Source organism: Mycobacterium sp., from assembly GCF_965229105.1.
Lineage (GTDB): Bacteria > Actinomycetota > Actinomycetes > Mycobacteriales > Mycobacteriaceae > Mycobacterium.
In genome coordinates this window covers 6,456,356-6,473,344 of the sequence record NZ_OZ245858.1, presented here as the reverse complement: position 1 = coordinate 6,473,344, position 16,989 = coordinate 6,456,356, and the positions used below count along the sequence as shown (strand labels likewise).

Genomic DNA, 16,989 nt, shown 5'->3' with positions numbered 1-16,989 from the left:
GCCGCCAGCACGGACGATGCCCCGTGTCGACGACGATGTCGTCAGTCGGTTCGCGACCTGTTGCAGAGCACTCGGACTGCAGGTCTACGACCGTCGCCGCCCCGCCGATCTCGCGGCTGCGCGGTCAGGTTTCGCCGCGCTGACCCGCGTCGCCCACGAACAGTGCGACGCGTGGACCGGGCTGGCGGCTGCGGGCGATCTCTCGTTGCGGGTTCTGCACGCTGTGTCAGAGACCGCGAACAGCGCAGGGGTATTGCAGCGTCAGGTCGACATCGCTCCGCACGCGCTGGGCTTCGAGTACGACACCGGTCTGTACTTGCAGTTCCTGGCGACGGGTCCGCAGGATTTCCATTTGGCGTATGCGGCGGCGCTCGCCACCGCCGGTAGATTCGGCGAGGCAGCGGCACTGATCCCTGACCTGAAGTCACCGCGGGCGCGTTGGGTCGCGGTCGCGGTGAACTACCGCGCCGAACGTTGGTCGGACGTGGTCAAACTGCTCACACCGATCGTCAACGATGACAGTCTCGACGAACTGTTCGCGCACGCCGCCAAGGTCACCCTCGGCACGGCTCTGGCGCGCCTCGGGATGTTCGCTCCGGCGCTGTCCTACCTGGAGGATGCTGCGGGTCCGGTGGCAGTTGCAGCCACCGACGGGGCGTTCGCCAAGGCACTGGCGCTGCGCGCACACGGTGACGAAGAGACCGCCAGCGAGGTGCTGCAGGACCTGTATGCCGCGAACCCGGAGAATGGCCAGATCGAACAGGCCTTGTCGGATCCGTCGTTCGGAATCGTCACCACCACCGCAGCGCGTATCGAAGCCCGCAGCGATCCATGGGATCGCGAAACCGAACCCAGTGACGCAGATTTCGTTGATCCCGGCGCCCATGAACGCAAGGCGGCACTCCTGGCCGAAGCCGAGCAGCAGCTTGGCGAATTCATCGGTCTCGACGAAGTCAAGAATCAGGTGGCGCGCCTCAAGAGCTCGGTGGCGATGGCATTGCTGCGCCAGCAGCGCGGGCTCGCGGTCGCCCAGCGCACCCATCACCTGGTGTTCGCCGGTCCGCCGGGAACCGGTAAGACGACCATCGCGCGTGTGGTTGCGAAGATCTACTGCGGCCTGGGGTTGTTGAAGAAGGAAACCGTCAAAGAGGTGCATCGCGCCGATCTGATCGGTCAGCACATCGGCGAGACCGAGGCGAAGACCAACGCCATGATCGACAGCGCACTCGACGGCGTGCTGTTCCTGGATGAGGCCTACGCCCTGGTCGCCACCGGCGCCAAGAACGATTTCGGTCTGGTCGCCATCGATACGCTGCTGGCTCGGATGGAGAACGACCGCGACCGGTTGGTCGTCATCATCGCCGGCTACCGCGCCGATCTCGACCGGTTTCTCGACACCAACGAAGGCCTCCGATCCCGGTTCACCAGAAGCATCGACTTCCCGTCGTATTCGGCCGCCGAACTGGTCGAGATCGCCAATGCGATGGCGGGCCAACGGGACAGCGTCTTCTCCCAGGCTGCCCTCGACGATCTACAGACGCTGTTTGGGCAGTTGGCCGCATCGTCGAGCCCCGACGCCGCCGGTGTCGACCGCCGCAGTCTCGATATCGCCGGTAACGGCCGGTTCGTCCGCAACGTCGTCGAGCGTTCGGAAGAGGAACGCGAATTCCGGCTCGACCACCGGGAGCATTCTCCGCAGGCAGGCCCGGTCACCTTTACCGACGAGGACCTCATGACCATCACCGCCAGCGACGTCCGCACCTCGGTGGTGCCGCTGCTGCGTGGCCTCGGATTGACGGTACCGGCATGAGCGACGACAACTCTGGGGATAACGACCGTCGCGCCTTCACCTCTCGCACCCCGGCCAACACCAACCAGGACCGGGTGACCTACCGCCGCGGCTTCGTGACCCGACATCAGGTGACCGGGTGGCGATTTGTCATGCGCCGGATCGCCTCTGGCGTCGCACTGCACGATGCCCGGATGCTCGTCGACCCCCTGCGCAGCCAGTCGCGCGCGGTGCTGATGGGTGTGCTGATCGTGATCACCGGCGTCATCGGCTGTTTTGTCTTCTCGCTGATCCGCCCCAACGGCGTCGTCGGCGATAACGCCGTGCTCGCCGACCGGGACACCGCCGCACTGTATGTCCGGGTCAACGACGAACTCCACCCCGTCCTGAACCTGACCTCCGCACGGCTCATTGTCGGCAAGCCGGATAACCCAGTGCAGGTGAAAAGCACTGAGCTGGACAAGCTTCCGCGCGGAAGTGCGATCGGCATCCCAGGAGCACCGGAGCGGATGGTGCAGAACACCGCACGCGATGCCGACTGGACGGTCTGCGAAGGTTCGGGTACCGCCGCCCCCGGCGTCACGGTTATCGCGGGCACCCCTGCCACGGGTGGCGAGCGGGCCGCCGCTCTCGCCGACGGCTCCGCGGTCCTGGTGGACAACGGATCCTTGACGGGTCCCGCGACCTGGCTGCTGTGGGACGGTCGTCGCAGTCCGATCAACCTCGCCGACCGTGCGGTGACCTCCGCACTCGGCCTTGGCGCGGAAATCCCTGCCGCGCGGTCTATCTCGCCGGGACTGTTCAATGCAATCCCCGAGAGTGCGCCGCTGAGTGCGCCACCCATCCCTGACGCCGGGGCGCCACCGCAGTTTGCGCTGCCGGTTCCGGCTCCGGTCGGCGCGGTCGTGGTCGCCTACGGCACCGATAACACGCTGCTGTACTACGCGGTGCTCTCCGATGGATTGCAGCCGGTCTCACCGGTTCTGGCGGCCGTACTGCGCAACACCAACTCCTACGGGATGGCGCAGCCGCCGCGGCTCGGCGCCGACGATATCGCCAGGATGCCCGTCTCGCGAATGATCGACACCGGTGCCTATCCGGTGCGTCAACTGTCGCTGGCTGATGCGGCGGCCGCGCCCGTGACCTGCGTTCGCTGGACGAAACCCGTTGATGCCTCGACGAGTTCGCTGACTCTGCTGTCCGGCTCTTCGCTGCCACTTGCCGACGGGGTGCACACCGTCGATCTGGTCGGCGGCGGCCTTGACGGGTCGGCCACCCGGGTGGCACTGACCCCCGGCTCCGGATACTTCGTGCAGACCGTGGGCCAGGAGCCGGTCTCGCCAGCGGCCGGGTCGCTGTTCTGGGTCGCCGATACCGGTGTCCGGTACGGCATCGAAGGCGGCCGGGACGAGGACCAGGTGGCCAAAACCGTAGCCGCGCTGGGCTTGACGCTGCCGGCAACACCGATGCCGTGGTCGGTGCTGTCCCTGTTCTCGGCGGGGACCGCACTGTCGAAGGCTGATGCGCTAACGGCATATGCAGGGACGGAGAACCGATGAGCAGGCTGATCTTCGAGGCACGTAGACGTCTGCCACGACCGCAGTCACGCAAGGGCACCATCACCATCGAGGCGCCACCGGAGTTGCCGCGGGTGATTCCGCCGTCACTGCTGCGCCGCGCGCTGCCATATCTGATCGTCATCCTGATTGTCGGGATGATCATCGCGCTGATCGCCACCGGAATGCGTCTGGTCTCACCCCAGATGCTCTTCTTCCCCTTCGTGCTGCTGTTGGCGGCGACCGCGCTCTACCGCGGAACCGGAAACAAGATGCGCACCGAGGAGGTCGACGCCGAGCGGGCCGACTATTTGCGCTACTTGTCGGTGATCCGCGACAACGTCCGAGCCCAAGCCGCCGACCAGCGGGTCGCACTGCAGTGGTCACATCCCGAACCTGCCGCGCTGGCCGAGATTCTCGGATCGAGGGGACGCAGACGGCAGTGGGAGCGCGATCCGCACGATTCCGACTTCCTGGTCCTGCGCACCGGACTGCACGATGTCCCACTGGAGACCACCGTGCGGGTCAAGGATGCCGCCGACGACATCGATCTGGAACCGGTGTCGCACAGCAGTCTTCGCGGCCTCCTCGACACCCAGCGCACCGTCCGCGACGCCCCGACCGGGATCGACTTGACCGCGGTCTCCCGAGTCACGGTGACCGGCGATATCGACCAGGCGCGGGCCGCGGTCCGCGCCTGGACCGCCCAGGCGGTCAGCTGGCACGACCCATCCGTGCTCGGAGTCGCGCTGGCCAGTCCCCACCTGGAGTCACAGAGCTGGTCGTGGCTGAAATGGCTGCCGCACGTGGATATCCCCGGTGATATCGACGGGGTCGGTCCGGCCCGCTTCCTCTGTGCCTCGCCCGATGAACTGATCGCGAAGATCGGCCCACTACTGGCCGAGCGCGCCCTCTTCGGTGCCGCTGACGGCGCCAACCACCAGTCGCAACGCCACCTGCTGATCATTGTCGACGATCCCGGCTATGACCTGGCCAGCTCGGTGCTTTCCGCGGGCCTGGCAGGTGTCACTGTCATCCATCTTTCGCAGACGCCGCCGCACCGCGAGCAGTACCCGGATCCGGAGAAGCCGATCCTGCGGGTCGGGCGTGGTACTGAGGAAGTGGCTCGCATCGAACGCTGGCTGTCTAACGGCTGGGCGCCCTATGTCGACCGCGCCGACGCCTTGTCGACCGCCGACGCGGCGCATCTGGCCCGGCAGCTGTCGCGCTGGGATTCCAATCCCACCCATGCCGGTCTGCGCTCGGCCGCCACCAGGGGAGCGACATTCACCACGTTGCTCGATATCGCCGATGCGTCCCAGTTGGATGTGCCGACCCTGTGGGCGCCGCGACGACGCGAGGATGAGCTTCGGGTGCCGATCGGGGTCACTCCCAACGGTGAACCGCTGTACTTCGACCTCAAGGATGAAGCCGAGGGCGGGATGGGTCCGCACGGCTTGATGATCGGCATGACCGGCGCGGGCAAATCCCAGACGCTGATGGCAATCCTGTTGTCCCTGTTGACCACCCATTCCGCTGACCGCCTCATCGTGATCTACGCCGATTTCAAGGGTGAGGCGGGTGCCGATATCTTCCGGCACTTTCCCCAGGTCGTCGCGGTGATCTCGAATATGGCCGAGAAGAAATCGCTGGCGGACCGGTTCGCCGACACCCTGCGCGGTGAGGTGGCTCGCCGCGAGACGCTGCTGCGGGAGTCCGGTCGCCGGATTCAGGGCAGCGCCTTCAACTCGGTGACCGAGTACGAGGCTGCCCGTGAATCGGCCGAAGCAGCGGGCATCGACCTGCCGGCCCTGCCGACCCTGTTCGTCGTCGCCGACGAGTTCACGCTGATGCTGGCCGATCATCCCGAGTACGCCGAGCTCTTCGATTACGTTGCGCGCAAGGGGCGCTCGTTCCGGATCCACATCCTGTTCGCATCCCAGACGCTCGATGTCGGCAAGATCAAAGATATCGACAAGAACACCTCCTACCGAATCGGCTTGAAGGTGGCCAGCCCGTCGGTATCCCGACAGATCATCGGCGTCGAGGACGCCTATCACATCGAATCGGGTAAAGAGCACAAAGGCGTCGGCTTCCTGGTTCCCGCTCCAGGTGCCGATCCGGTGAAGTTTCGTGCCACCTATGTCGACGGTATCTACGATCCGCCGCAACCGGTGAGATCGTTTGTCGTGCCGACGACTCCGGAGCCGCGGCTATTCACCGCGGGCGCCGTGGAACTCGACCAGGACATCGTGACCCTGGCCGAGCAGAACGATCTGCCGGTTGGCCCGCCGAGGAAACTCATCGCCACCATCGGCGACCAACTCGCCGCCTATGGCCCCTACGCACCGCCGCTGTGGCTGCCGCCGCTGGACGAACCTGTCCCGCTGACGTCGCTGCTTGGCACCGCAGGAGTCGAGCCAGGCCTGATGCGGTGGCCGGTCGGCGAGATCGACAAACCCTTCGAGATGCGCCGTGACCCTCTGGTTTTCGACGCACTGTCGGCGGCGGGCAACCTGCTGATCCACGGTGGGCCCAAATCCGGAAAATCGACAGCGGTGCAGACCTTCATCTTGTCCGCGGCGGCCCTGCACTCACCCCGCGAGGTGTCGTTCTATTGCCTGGACTACGGCGGCGGAAAGCTGCGTGAGCTGGAGTCGCTGGCCCACGTGGGCAGCGTCGCGTCGCCGCTTGACGGCGAACGGATCCGGCGCACCTTCGGAGAACTCGATGCGCTGTTGCACGCCCGCCAACAGGCGGGCCACGCCAGCGGCGGGTTCTCCCCGGTGTTTTTGGTGATCGACAATCTCTACGCGTTCAGCCGTGAAAACACCGACCAGTTCAACACTCGTAATCCGTTGCTGGCCAGAGTGACCGAGCTGGCCAATGTCGGTCTGGCCTACGGTATCCATGTCGTCATCACCACGCCGAACTGGCTTGAGGTGCCGCTGGCGATGCGTGATGGGCTGGGTATGCGGTTGGAGCTGCGGCTGGCCGATCCCAGGGAGAGCAACGTCCGGGTGGTCGGAGCGCTGCACCGACCGGCGGAGAGCGTCCCGCACGACCAGCCCGGGCGCGGCCTGACCATGGCGGCCGAGCACTTCCTTTTCGCCGCACCGCAACTCGATCAGATCGCTGTGATCAACTCCCGTCACCCTGGCGTCGCTGCACCGCCGGTGCGCCTGCTGCCCACCGACCTCGACCCGCGCGAGTTGGCTCCGGTGTACCTTGGCCCCGATCGGGTGGTCATCGGTCAGCGCGAGGACGATCTCGCATCGGTTGCCATCGATTTTGCTGACCAGCCGCTGTTGATGGTCCTCGGCGACAGCAAGTCCGGAAAGACCACACTGCTGCGGCATCTCATCCGCACGATCCGGGAGAACTCGACGCCGGATCAGGTGGCCTTCACCGTCTTGGATCGCAGGCTTCAGCTCGCCGACGAGCCGCTGTTCGGTGATAACGAGTACACCGGCAATATCGACCGGATCACCCCGGCGATGCTCGGCCTGGCCGCCCTCATCCAAGCGCGTCGCCCCAGGGACTACACCGGTCACACCCACTATCTGCTGATCGACGATGTCGATCAGATTCCGGACAGTCCCGCGTTGAACGGACCATACGTGGGCCAGCGACCGTGGACGCCGCTGATCGGATTGCTGTCCCAGGCCATCGATCTGGGTCTTCGGGTGATCGTCACCGGGCGGGCCACCGGTTCGGCGCACGCGCTGATGACCAATCCGCTGCTGCGCCGGCTCAACGATCTGCAGGCCACCACGCTGATGCTGTCGGGTAACCCGCAGGACGGCGGAAAGATCCGCGGCCAACGCTTCACCCGGCTGCCCGCCGGGCGGGCGGTGCTGCTCGACGACGGCGACACCGGCACCCATCTGCAACTCGTGCATCCGCGGGTTGCGCAGCACAGTGGTTCAGCACAGCGAGAAATAGGAAGGCAGTATCCGTCATGACCCTTCGCGTTGTTCCAGAAGGTTTGGCGGCCACCAGCGCCGCCGTCGAGGCGCTGACCGCCCGACTCGCGGCCGCGCACGCCGCGGCTGCACCGTTGATCACCGCGGTGATTCCACCGGCTGCTGATCCGGTATCACTGCAAACCGCAGCAGGGTTCAGTGCGCAGGGCACCGAACATGCCGCCCTCGCGACCCACGGTATCGACGAGCTCGGCCGCTCCGGTGCGGGTGTCGGTGAGTCCGCCGCCAGTTATGCGACCGGGGATGCGCAGGCCGCCTCGACGTACCTGCTCGCACGCGGCGGCCGATGACCACTCCTGACCGCCAGCAGTCTGTTCGAAACCACCGAAAACAAACGACACTAAAAGTGATTGGAGCACAACGAGGATGAGTCTTCTCGACGCGCATATCCCGCAGATCATTGCCTCAGAAGCGGCGTTCGGGGCCAAGACGGCGCTGATGCGCAGCACCATCGGCCAGGCCGAGCAAGCCGCAATGTCCGCGCAGGCGTTCCACGTCGGCGAATCGTCGGCAGCCTTCCAGGCCGCGCACGCGCGCTTCGTCGAGGTCGCGGCCAGGGTGAACATGCTGCTTGACATCGCCCAGGCCAACCTCGGAGAAGCGGGCGCCACCTACGTTGCCCAGGATGCGGCAGCAGCCAGCACCTACGGCAGTCACTGAAACACACTGACAGGAGCGAAATACCATGTCGCAGATCATGTACAACTACCCCGCGATGCTCGGCCACGCGGGGGATATGGCCGGCTACTCCGGCGCGTTGCAGGCCGTCGGTGCGGATATCGCAGTCGAGCAGTCCGCTCTGTCCAATGCCTGGGCCGGTGATACCGCCATCACCTATCAGGCCTGGCAGGCGCAGTGGAATCAGGCGATGGAGGATCTCGTCCGCGCCTATCGCGCCATGGCCGGGACGCACGAGACCAACACCATGTCGATGTTGGCGCGCGATCAGTCCGAAGGCGCCAAGTGGGGCTAACTTGTGGGCGCTCCTAACGCTGTCGAGCTGACAGTCGACGCCGCGTGGTACATCGCGGATGCGTTGGGGCTCGGCACATTTCCCTGGGTGCTGGCCATTACCCCGCCGTATGCCGATGTCTCTCAGCGGTCTGCCTTCAATACCAGACAGGCCGAGGATCTGATGGGGCTCGGGGTGATCGCCGCTGACACCGGCCGGATCGACCCGGTTGTCGCCGACTGGATCAAAGCGGTGTGTTTCCCCGACCGCTGGCTCGAATTACGTTACGTCGAAGCCACGTCCGCATCGGCGGCGGAGACGCCCGCGATGCTGCGTGGTTTCGTCGCCCGGCGCGGCGCCCGGACCATCGTCGCGCTGCGCAGCGCGGCGTTGGTCACCTTCACCGCGATGGATATCGATGACCCGTCCGGACTGGTACCGGTTCTCGCCGCCGGGTTGTCCCCGCGCGCACCCGCGCGGTTCACCGAGTTCTCGCTGCCTGCGCGCGTCGGCGCCCGGGCCGATGAGCAGCTGCGCAGCGGCGCCGACCTGGCCGGTGTACTCGACTACCTCGGCGTCCCCGCCTCGGCTCGGCGGGTGGTCGAATCGGTGTTCGCTGGTCAACGCACCTACGTCGAGGTCGTGGCGGGACAGCACCACGACGGCACCTATGCGAGTACCGAGGTCGGTATCGCCGTCATCGACACCAGCGAGGGCCGCGTGCTCGTCAGCCCGGCGCAGGCGTTCGACGGTGAATGGGTATCGACCTTCGCACCGGGAACGCCGCTGGCGATTGCGCTGGCCGTCGATGGCCTGACCGCCACCTTGACTGACGGCCAATGGTTTCCGGCCGCACAACTGTCCCACTGAGCGAAAGAGACGAACCAACACATGACTGAGGTTTCGACGGGTCCCGTGGGGACCGTAGCCCTGCCGATCGTGCGGGTGGCAATCCTCGCCGATAGCCGGATATCGGAGATGGCGCTGCCTGCGGAGTTACCACTGCGCGAGATACTGCCCGCCGTGCAACGGCTGCTGCTCACCAGCGACGACGAGGCCACCGACTGGGATGAACCATCTCCTGTCGCATCACGGCGGCTGAGCCTCGCACCGATCGGTGGGGCGCCGTTCAGCCTCGATGCCAGTCTGGACACCGTGGGTATCGTCGACGGCGATCTACTTGCGCTGCAACCGCTTCCGGTGGGTCCGGCCGCGCCGGGCATTGTCGAGGATATCGCCGATGCGGCCGTCATCTTTTCGGCGTCGCGGTCGAACTCGTGGGGGTTGGCACACATCCAGGCGATCGCCCGCGCCGGCGTCGTCGCCCTGGTACTGGCCATCACCGGTGTCGCGGTCGCGCACAGTGCGGCCAGCGGCGGCTCGGTCGGCCTCTATGTCGTCAGTGCGCTGGTGGCGGTGACCGTGGTTGCGGCCCTACTCCTGCGGGCCAAGACACAGCGCCCGGCCACCGAGATCTCCATCGTCGCGCTGGTTCCGATCGCCGCGGCGTTCGTCCTGGCGATCCCCGGCGATATCGGCTCTGCACATGTTCTGCTCGCCGCCGCGGGCGTGACCGCATGGTCACTGATTGCCATGTTGTTGGGCCGCGACGGGAACGAAGCGGAACTCGGCTTTTTCACGGCGACCGCGGTGGTCGGGGCGGGTGTGCTGCTGAGTGCCGCGGTGGCCGCCATCTGGGCTCTGCCGCTGCTGACTCTGGGCTGCGTGCTGATCGTGCTGGCGCTGGTGGTCACCATTCAGGCCGCACAACTGTCGGCGATGTGGGCGCGCTTTCCGGTGCCGGTCATCCCCGCGCCCGGCGATCCGGCGCCGTCGGCGCCATCGCTGAAGGTGCTGGCAGACCTGCCCCGGCGGGTACGGGTCAGTAACGCCCATCAGACCGGATTCATCGCCGGGGCCGTGCTGCTGGCGGTTCTGGGCTCGCTGCTGATCGTCGGCCGGGCCGAATCATCGGGTATCTGGGGCTGGTATCTGGTGATCGCCACCGCCGCTGCGGCTGTGCTGCGCGCCCGAGTGTGGGATACCGCCGCCTGCAAGGCCTGGCTGCTCGCCGCGCCGTTCCTCGTTGCGCTGGCGCTGGTGGTCATCTTCACCGTGCAGCACCGCTTCCTGCTGGCGCTGTGGACGTTGGCGGTTCTTGCGGTGCTGGTAGCCGCCTGGGTCGTCGTCGCGACCAATCCGCGGCTGGCATCACCGGAGAGCTTCTCCCTGCCGATGCGGCGGTTGGTGGGTTTTGTCTCCGCCGGTTTCGACGCCTCACTGATCCCGGTGATGGCTTACCTGGTCGGCATCTTCACTTGGGTGCTCAATCGATGAGAGGTCTCGTGCGTTCGGCGGCGGTCACTGCCACGGTGGCGCTGCTGGCGTGCCCGGCGGCGTGGGCGATCAGCCCGCCGGTCGTCGCAGGGGAGACTGCGCCGCCAACCGGCAGCACCGGGCCCGCGGTGCCGATGACCCAGCGCACCGAGTGCGTCACCACCGGCGTCATTCCCGGAACGCTCGGCACGCCCGCCGATGCGGCGGCGCCGGCGCAGGCGATGCTCAATCTTGCTGGGGCATGGCAGTTCTCCCGCGGCGAGGGCCAGACTGTCGCGGTGATCGATACCGGCGTCACCCCGGGACCGAGGCTGCCCAACGTCGAACCCGGCGGTGACTACGTGGCGAGCACCGACGGCCTGACCGATTGTGACGGCCATGGCACGTTGATCGCGGGCATCATCGCGGGCCAGCCCGGTGACGATGCCTTCTCCGGTGTGGCGCCCGGTGCCCGCGTCCTGTCCATCCGCCAGACCTCGGCCGCGTACGCACCACGCACACCGGGTGAAGACCCGGCGCTGGCGCGGGCCGCCATCGATACCGCCTCGCTGGCGCGGGCCATCGTGCACGCCGCCGACCTGGGCGCCCGGATCATCAACATCTCCACCGTGACGTGCCTGCCCGCCGACAACACCGTCGACCAGTCCGCACTCGGTGCGGCGCTTCGCTACGCGGCGGTGGACAAAGATGTGGTGATCGTCGCGGCAGCGGGTAATGCGGCACCGACCGGGCTGTCCGGCGGTGCGGCGTGCGTATCCAATCCGCTCGGCAATGGCGGAAATGCCGATGATCCGCGCAATTGGGCTGGGGTCACGTCGGTTTCGTCCCCATCATGGTGGCAGCCGTATTTGGTGAGCGTCGGTTCGCTGACCTCGGCGGCGCAGCCGTCCGCATTCACCATGGCCGGGCCGTGGCTGGGGATCGCCGCACCGGGACAGGACATCGTCTCGCTGAGTAACGGTGACGGCGGAGGCCTGGCCAACGGTATGCCGGACGGTCGCGGCACCCTGTCGAGCCTCAGCGGAACCAGTTATGCCGCGGCGTATGTCTCCGGGGTGGCCGCACTGGTGCGCAGTCGATTCCCCGAACTCGCTGCGGCACAGGTGATGAACCGCCTGACCGCAAGCGCGCACCGTGGCGCGCAGGCACCGTCGAATCTGATCGGGGCGGGCACGGTGGACCCGGTCGCGGCGTTGACCTGGCAGCTGCCCGTCTCATCGGAGCCGGTCGTCGTGCCGGCCACTCAGATCGCGGCGCCGGTGGCGGCGCCCCCGGTCAACCACAGACCGCGCACCATCGCGTTCACGGGCGCAGCGGTGCTCGTGCTCGCCGTGGCGGTGGCGGCATTCGCCATGCACAGACGAAAGGAACAGGCCCAGTGAGTCCAGGGGGGGTCGCCGTGCCAGGAGCGGGACGAATCACACTGGTGCTGTTGGTGATTGTGCCAGCGGCAATGATGTACCCGTGGCGAACCACCAATGAGCGGTGGATCGCAGGCATCGCGGTCATCGTGGCGGTTGTGCTGCTGAGTTGGTGGCGTGGCCTGCACCTCACCACCATCGTGGGGCGGCGACTGGCCCTGTTGCGCGGGGGTGCCGGCCACGAATCCGGCGCACACACACTGGTGGACGGATCGGCGGCCGATGCCCGCACCACGGTCGTGCTCCGTGTGCTGCCGGAACGGTCCGATGAACTGTCGCCAGATCTGCCGTTGCCATTGATCGCGGAGTATCTCGATAGGTACGGTATCCGCTGCGACGCCGTACGGGTGACCAGCCGGGACACTGTGGCGGGCCGGACCACGTGGATCGGCCTGACCATGTCGGCCGCCACTAATCTGGCTGCGCTGCAGGCACGTTCGGCCACAATTCCCTTGCGGGACACCGCCGAGATCGTGCTGCGCCGACTGGCCGATCACCTTCGCGAATATGGGTGGACTGTCAGCACCGTCGATATCGGCGTGCCCGATCTGCTCGGACCCCAGGTCAAGGAGCGGTGGCGAGCCGTGCAGGACGGTGCACACGGTTACGTCGCCGCCTATGAGGTGCGGGCAGGCGCCGCACCGGCCGAGGTGCTGCCCGAGCTGTGGGCACTGCCCTGCGTCGAAGTGTGGACAGTTCTGCAGTTCAGCGGTTCCGGCGATGATGTGCAGGCATCGGTGGCGTGCGCGGTGCGTACCGACGAGATACCCGCGGCCGCCGCGCCGCTACCCGAACTCGGGCCACAACCGGGCCTGCAGCGCGCGGCGCTGACGGCCCTTCACCCGTTTTTCACCGGATACGTTGCCGCACAGTCATTTCCTTGGCGCGCGGACTCCGGGCTGAGTTGGCATGCGAATCGGGTGCCCGTCAGAACATGAATGGCCGCAGGAACCTGGTCATCCGGCGCAGGTACTCGGGCTGGCTGACATGCAAGACGTGATTGCCGGGGAACCAGTGCAGCGCGCAGCGATCCCAGTGCTCCCACAACGCTTCGGCCTGTTCCGGGGGTGCCAGTCGATCACCGAGCCCGGTGATGATGAGCCGTCGCTCCTTGGGCACCCGCGGCGCGTAGTTCAGCGGTGAGTGATACGACGATGCCGCCGCCGACGCTTCCTTGCTGACCCCACCGAACGCGCGGCCCAAAGACACCAGCTTGTTCGCGGGAAACCAGTCGTCGAAGGCCGACTCGGGAGTCACCACAGGAACATTGGGGATCACCGCGGCCAGGCGGTCATCGGCCGAGGCGATCAGCGACGAGGTATAGCCGCCCAGGGACATACCGGTCACGGCCATCTTGTCCACACCGGTGTACTGCAGATAATCCAGCACCGAACGGAAGTCGTGCACCGCCTGCGCCATCGATTCGGCGAACCCGGCCATGCCGTTGGCGAAAATGCCGTAACCACTGAACGGCGAGTGCTTCTCGGCCCGACGGCCGTGGAACGGCAGCGTGTACAGCACGATGTCATAGCCCGAACGGAAGAACCACGGCAGCGAGAAGAACATCCCGTTGAACATGTACGCCGAACCGAGGAAACCGTGGATGACGCACAGCGTGGGCCGCGGCCCGTCATCGTCGTGACGCCAATGCTGGGCGTGCACAACGTTATTGCGGTCGAATCGTTGCCACAGTGGGCGCATGGCTGGGTTGACCGGTGCAAAGCTGCTGGTGAACCTGATGTGCTCCACATGACCGTGAGCCATCCAGCTGGCCAGCGGATTGGCGCCCCGCGTCGATACCGAGGGTGCGACGGTGGGTGCCGGAAACGATTTCGTGCTGTCCCGGTGGGCGGCCAGGTCGGCGTAGAACGCCAAGTTATCGCGTTCGGCTTTCGCGTCGCTGCGGCGCAGCAGGCCGGTGATCACCGGTGGCAGCATCGCCGCCCCCACCAGCGACGCGACGGCGGTGCGCAGACCGAGATCGGCAACCACCGATGCATCGACAATCGCGCGCTGGCCCACCGATAACTCGGACCGGTCCGGCAGGCCCCGCGCATCGGCGTCGTCACCGGGGACATCGGGGACGGGAAGCGGGACTACGGGGTCGGCAATAGCTGCGTTATCCGGGGGAGCTGCCACGACCGCGATGTTAGCGGGCGCCATCGGTTAGCCGAGGCGGTATACCTTCGTCCCGCTGATATTGCTGACCGGATAGTGGGCAATCACCCAGTTCGCGATCGCCTTGCCGTACGGCGCCATGATGTGGTTCCTACCGCTGTCGACGAAGTAGGTGATCTGACCGGACCGCACATCGTCGATGAACTGGTCCAGTGTCGGCACCGGGTCAGTGCTCCAGCCGCCGATCGCCATCACCGCGGTACCGGAGGACACTTCCAGCGCTGCGGCCGGTTGGGAGCCGATGACGGCCGCCGACCACCGCGTCGAGGTGCCGCGCAGCATTTCGCCCAATGCGGCATTCGTCTGCAGATCGCCCATCCGGAACACCGGTGCCCCGAAACGTTTTCCGACGGTCGGCCACATGGTGCCGGTGTGCACGGCATTCGGTATCGCGCCGTCATGGGGTGTCGCCGCCGTGGCGATCGCGAAGACCGCGGTTCCACCCAGACTCGCGACCACCCCCACGACGGTAGCCACCGGAATCAGCCGCGGCATTCGGTGTGACGCGGTGAGCGTCGCGACCGCGGCGATGGCTGCGATGGCGATACCCCACCGGATCCACACCGGGCCGAGCCCAGCCCGATGCAACAGCAGAATCGCCCATCCGGCGCCAAGGGTGATCATCGCGGCCATCGCCACCCGGCCGTCCCAACCGGTGCGGCGCCGCCACGCCCACACGCCGCCGAGGCCGACCAACGCCCCGATCGCAGGAGCCATCGCCACCGTGTAATACGGATGGACCATGCCATCCATATAGCTGAATACGCTGCCGCACAGCAGGAGCCAGCCACCCCAGGTGAGCAGTGCAGCCTTCTCGTCACGGCTGAGCGCGCCGCGCAGACTCAGATAGATGCCGAAGCACACGGCGAACAGTGCGACCGGCAGCAGCCACGAAATCTCGTTGCCCATCTCGGAAACGAAGAGCCGGTGCAGGCTGGACGCCGTACCGAACCCACCTTCGTGTTTGTTGCTGCCGACAATCCGATTGACCCCGTTGTAGCCGAGTGCGAGATCGAGCACGCTGTTATCGCCTGAGTTGCTGATGTAGGGCCTGGCATCGGTCGGCCACAGCGCAACCGCCAGCACCCACCAGCCGGCGGAGATCAGCAGGGCGATACCCGCGATCAATAAGTGGCCCAACCGCTTTCGCCAACGCGTCGGAGCGAACAGTAGATAGGCCATGGTGAATACCGGCAACACCAGCAGGCCCTCGAGCATTTTGGTCAGGAAGGCAAAACCCAGCGCGACGCCGACCAGCGCGAGCCAATGCCACGATGCGGCCTGCACGGCCCGCGTCAGGCAGTAGGCGGCGATGGTGATCAGCAGGACCATCAGGGCGTCAGGATTGTTGTAGCGGAAGATCAGCACCGACACCGGTGTCAGCGCGCACGCGGCGCCGGCCAGCAGGCCCGCGGCCGCGCCCAGACGCGGGTTGGTCACGACCCGGCGCACCGCCGCGGTAAGGACGGCGACGGTGGCAACGCCGATCAGGGCTTGCGGCACCAGAACCGACCACGGGTTCATCCCGAACAGTCGCACCGACAGGCCGCTCACCCACAGGGCCGCAGGCGGTTTGTCGACCGTCACGAAATTGTTCGGGTCCAGCGAGCCGAAAAACCACGCCGACCAACTCTGCGCGCCGGACTGGGAGGCGGCGGCGTAGAAAGCGTTGCCGTACCCGTTGGTCGACAGGTCCCAGAGGTACAACACAGCCGTGAGCGCCAGGAGCGCAGCCAAGGCGTAGGGCGGCCAGCGCGGTGACCGGGAGTCGGCGGGCCGCTCGGCGTGGGCAGAGGGCCGGACGGCGGGGCTGTCAGCGACGGCAGTCACGGCACCACTGTGGCGGTCAACCCTGGTGGCGGCCCTGGGTGATAGCTGCGAACTAGCTGGCAGTCAGCCCGAAGAGCCGTGCCGCATTATCGTGGAACACGCCACGCAGCCAGTCATCATCGATACCGTCGAGGCTGGTCAGCGCCTGCATTGCGGTCGCGTAGTCGTAGGGGATATTCGGGAAATCGCTGCCGAACAGGATGCGGTCACCGAGATCTCGCAGGCGGCCCAGCGCAGACGGTGGGAACGGCATCATGGTCTCCGCGAACGGGGTGAACACCATGGTGGTGTCCAGGCGGAGCTGGTCGTGGTCTTGGCAGAGGTCGAGGAACTCGGTGTACTCCGGCATGCCCATATGGGCGATGATCAGGACCAGCCGCGGATACCGGCGTAGCAGGGCGCGGATCCGGTCCGGTCCGGTGAAATCGCCGGGTGCCGGGCCCGAGCCACAGTGGATGACGACGGGGGTGCGCGCGTCCTCGATCGTGCCCCAGACCCCGTCGAGCAGTGGGTCGTTCGGGTCGTAGTTGCCGACCTGGACATGGGCTTTGAAGACCCGGGTACCTGCGTCGATCGCGTCGGCGACGTACCCGGTGGCACCGTCCTCGGGATAGAACGTCGCTGTGCGCAGGCAGTCCGGGGTGTCCGCGGCGAATTGGGCCGCCCATTGGTTGAGCCAGGCGGCCATCTGTGGCTTGTGCGCATAGACCAGCGACGTGAAGGCCCGCACACCGAACTGCCGCAACGTCTCGACACGTTCCGATTCCGCCGTCCGGTAGGTGATCGGCCAGACCCGCCCGGTCAGTGGACCCGCGGAATCGAAGTACTGCCAGACCTTGTCCATCACCGATTTCGGCATGAAATGGGTGTGCACGTCCACGATGCCGGGCAGTCGCAGCGACATCCAGATCCTGTTGACCGAGTCAGATTCATGCATCGG

General features: G+C 66.5%; 13 protein-coding genes. 10 read left to right on the top strand and 3 right to left on the bottom strand.

The window, feature by feature from the left end:
- Positions 1–16: 16 nt before the first annotated feature.
- The 10 genes from eccA (at position 17) to eccE (ending at position 12,979) form a co-directional block, all read left to right on the top strand.
- Positions 17–1,810: a type VII secretion AAA-ATPase EccA gene (gene eccA, locus ADBZ9O_RS30560; RefSeq protein ID WP_526527259.1), complete on the top strand. Its 1,794-nt coding sequence runs from the start codon at positions 17–19 to the stop codon at positions 1,808–1,810.
- Positions 1,807–3,348, top strand: a complete 1,542-nt coding sequence (gene eccB, locus ADBZ9O_RS30555) for a type VII secretion protein EccB (protein WP_526527258.1) — start codon at positions 1,807–1,809, stop codon at positions 3,346–3,348. Before eccA ends, eccB begins: the two co-directional genes overlap by 4 nt.
- The gene (gene eccCa / locus ADBZ9O_RS30550) at positions 3,345–7,310 is read left to right on the top strand and encodes a type VII secretion protein EccCa (RefSeq protein ID WP_526527257.1); all 3,966 of its coding nucleotides are present in this window, start codon (positions 3,345–3,347) and stop codon (positions 7,308–7,310) included. The genes eccB and eccCa overlap by 4 nt, the downstream gene beginning before the upstream one ends.
- A complete protein-coding gene (locus ADBZ9O_RS30545) occupies positions 7,307–7,621 on the top strand; it encodes a PE domain-containing protein (protein ID WP_526527256.1) in 315 nt (104 codons plus the stop codon). Before eccCa ends, ADBZ9O_RS30545 begins: the two co-directional genes overlap by 4 nt.
- Positions 7,622–7,697: 76 nt before the next feature.
- Positions 7,698–7,991, top strand: a complete 294-nt coding sequence (locus ADBZ9O_RS30540; protein ID WP_526527255.1) for a type VII secretion protein EsxS — start codon at positions 7,698–7,700, stop codon at positions 7,989–7,991.
- A gap of 25 nt (positions 7,992–8,016) precedes the next feature.
- Complete coding sequence (locus ADBZ9O_RS30535) at positions 8,017–8,304, top strand: WXG100 family type VII secretion target (protein ID WP_526527254.1); 288 nt, start codon at positions 8,017–8,019, stop codon at positions 8,302–8,304.
- Between the two features lie 3 nt (positions 8,305–8,307).
- Entirely contained in the window at positions 8,308–9,153 is an 846-nt protein-coding gene (locus ADBZ9O_RS30530) for an ESX secretion-associated protein EspG (protein WP_526527253.1), read from the top strand.
- Between the two features lie 21 nt (positions 9,154–9,174).
- Positions 9,175–10,620: a type VII secretion integral membrane protein EccD gene (eccD, locus tag ADBZ9O_RS30525; RefSeq protein WP_526527252.1), complete on the top strand. Its 1,446-nt coding sequence runs from the start codon at positions 9,175–9,177 to the stop codon at positions 10,618–10,620.
- Positions 10,617–12,002: a type VII secretion-associated serine protease mycosin gene (mycP, locus tag ADBZ9O_RS30520; protein WP_526527251.1), complete on the top strand. Its 1,386-nt coding sequence runs from the start codon at positions 10,617–10,619 to the stop codon at positions 12,000–12,002. The genes eccD and mycP overlap by 4 nt, the downstream gene beginning before the upstream one ends.
- On the top strand, positions 11,999–12,979 hold the full coding sequence (gene eccE / locus ADBZ9O_RS30515; RefSeq protein ID WP_526527250.1) for a type VII secretion protein EccE: 981 nt from the start codon (positions 11,999–12,001) through the stop codon (positions 12,977–12,979). The genes mycP and eccE overlap by 4 nt, the downstream gene beginning before the upstream one ends.
- On the opposite strand, the gene ADBZ9O_RS30510 is transcribed toward eccE, so the two are convergent.
- From ADBZ9O_RS30510 to ADBZ9O_RS30500, 3 genes are read right to left on the bottom strand one after another with little or no spacing between them, the layout of a single operon-like run.
- Positions 12,969–14,180: an alpha/beta hydrolase family protein gene (locus tag ADBZ9O_RS30510; protein ID WP_526527249.1), complete on the bottom strand. Its 1,212-nt coding sequence runs from the start codon at positions 14,178–14,180 to the stop codon at positions 12,969–12,971. The two genes, eccE and ADBZ9O_RS30510, sit on opposite strands and share 11 nt — an antisense overlap.
- Positions 14,181–14,207: 27 nt before the next feature.
- A complete protein-coding gene (locus ADBZ9O_RS30505; protein ID WP_526527248.1) occupies positions 14,208–16,049 on the bottom strand; it encodes an ArnT family glycosyltransferase in 1,842 nt (613 codons plus the stop codon).
- Positions 16,050–16,101: 52 nt separating this feature from the next.
- Positions 16,102–16,986 carry an amidohydrolase family protein gene (locus tag ADBZ9O_RS30500; RefSeq protein WP_526527247.1) on the bottom strand — a complete coding sequence of 295 codons (885 nt, stop codon included), beginning with the start codon at positions 16,984–16,986 and terminating at the stop codon, positions 16,102–16,104.
- Positions 16,987–16,989: the final 3 nt, after the last annotated feature.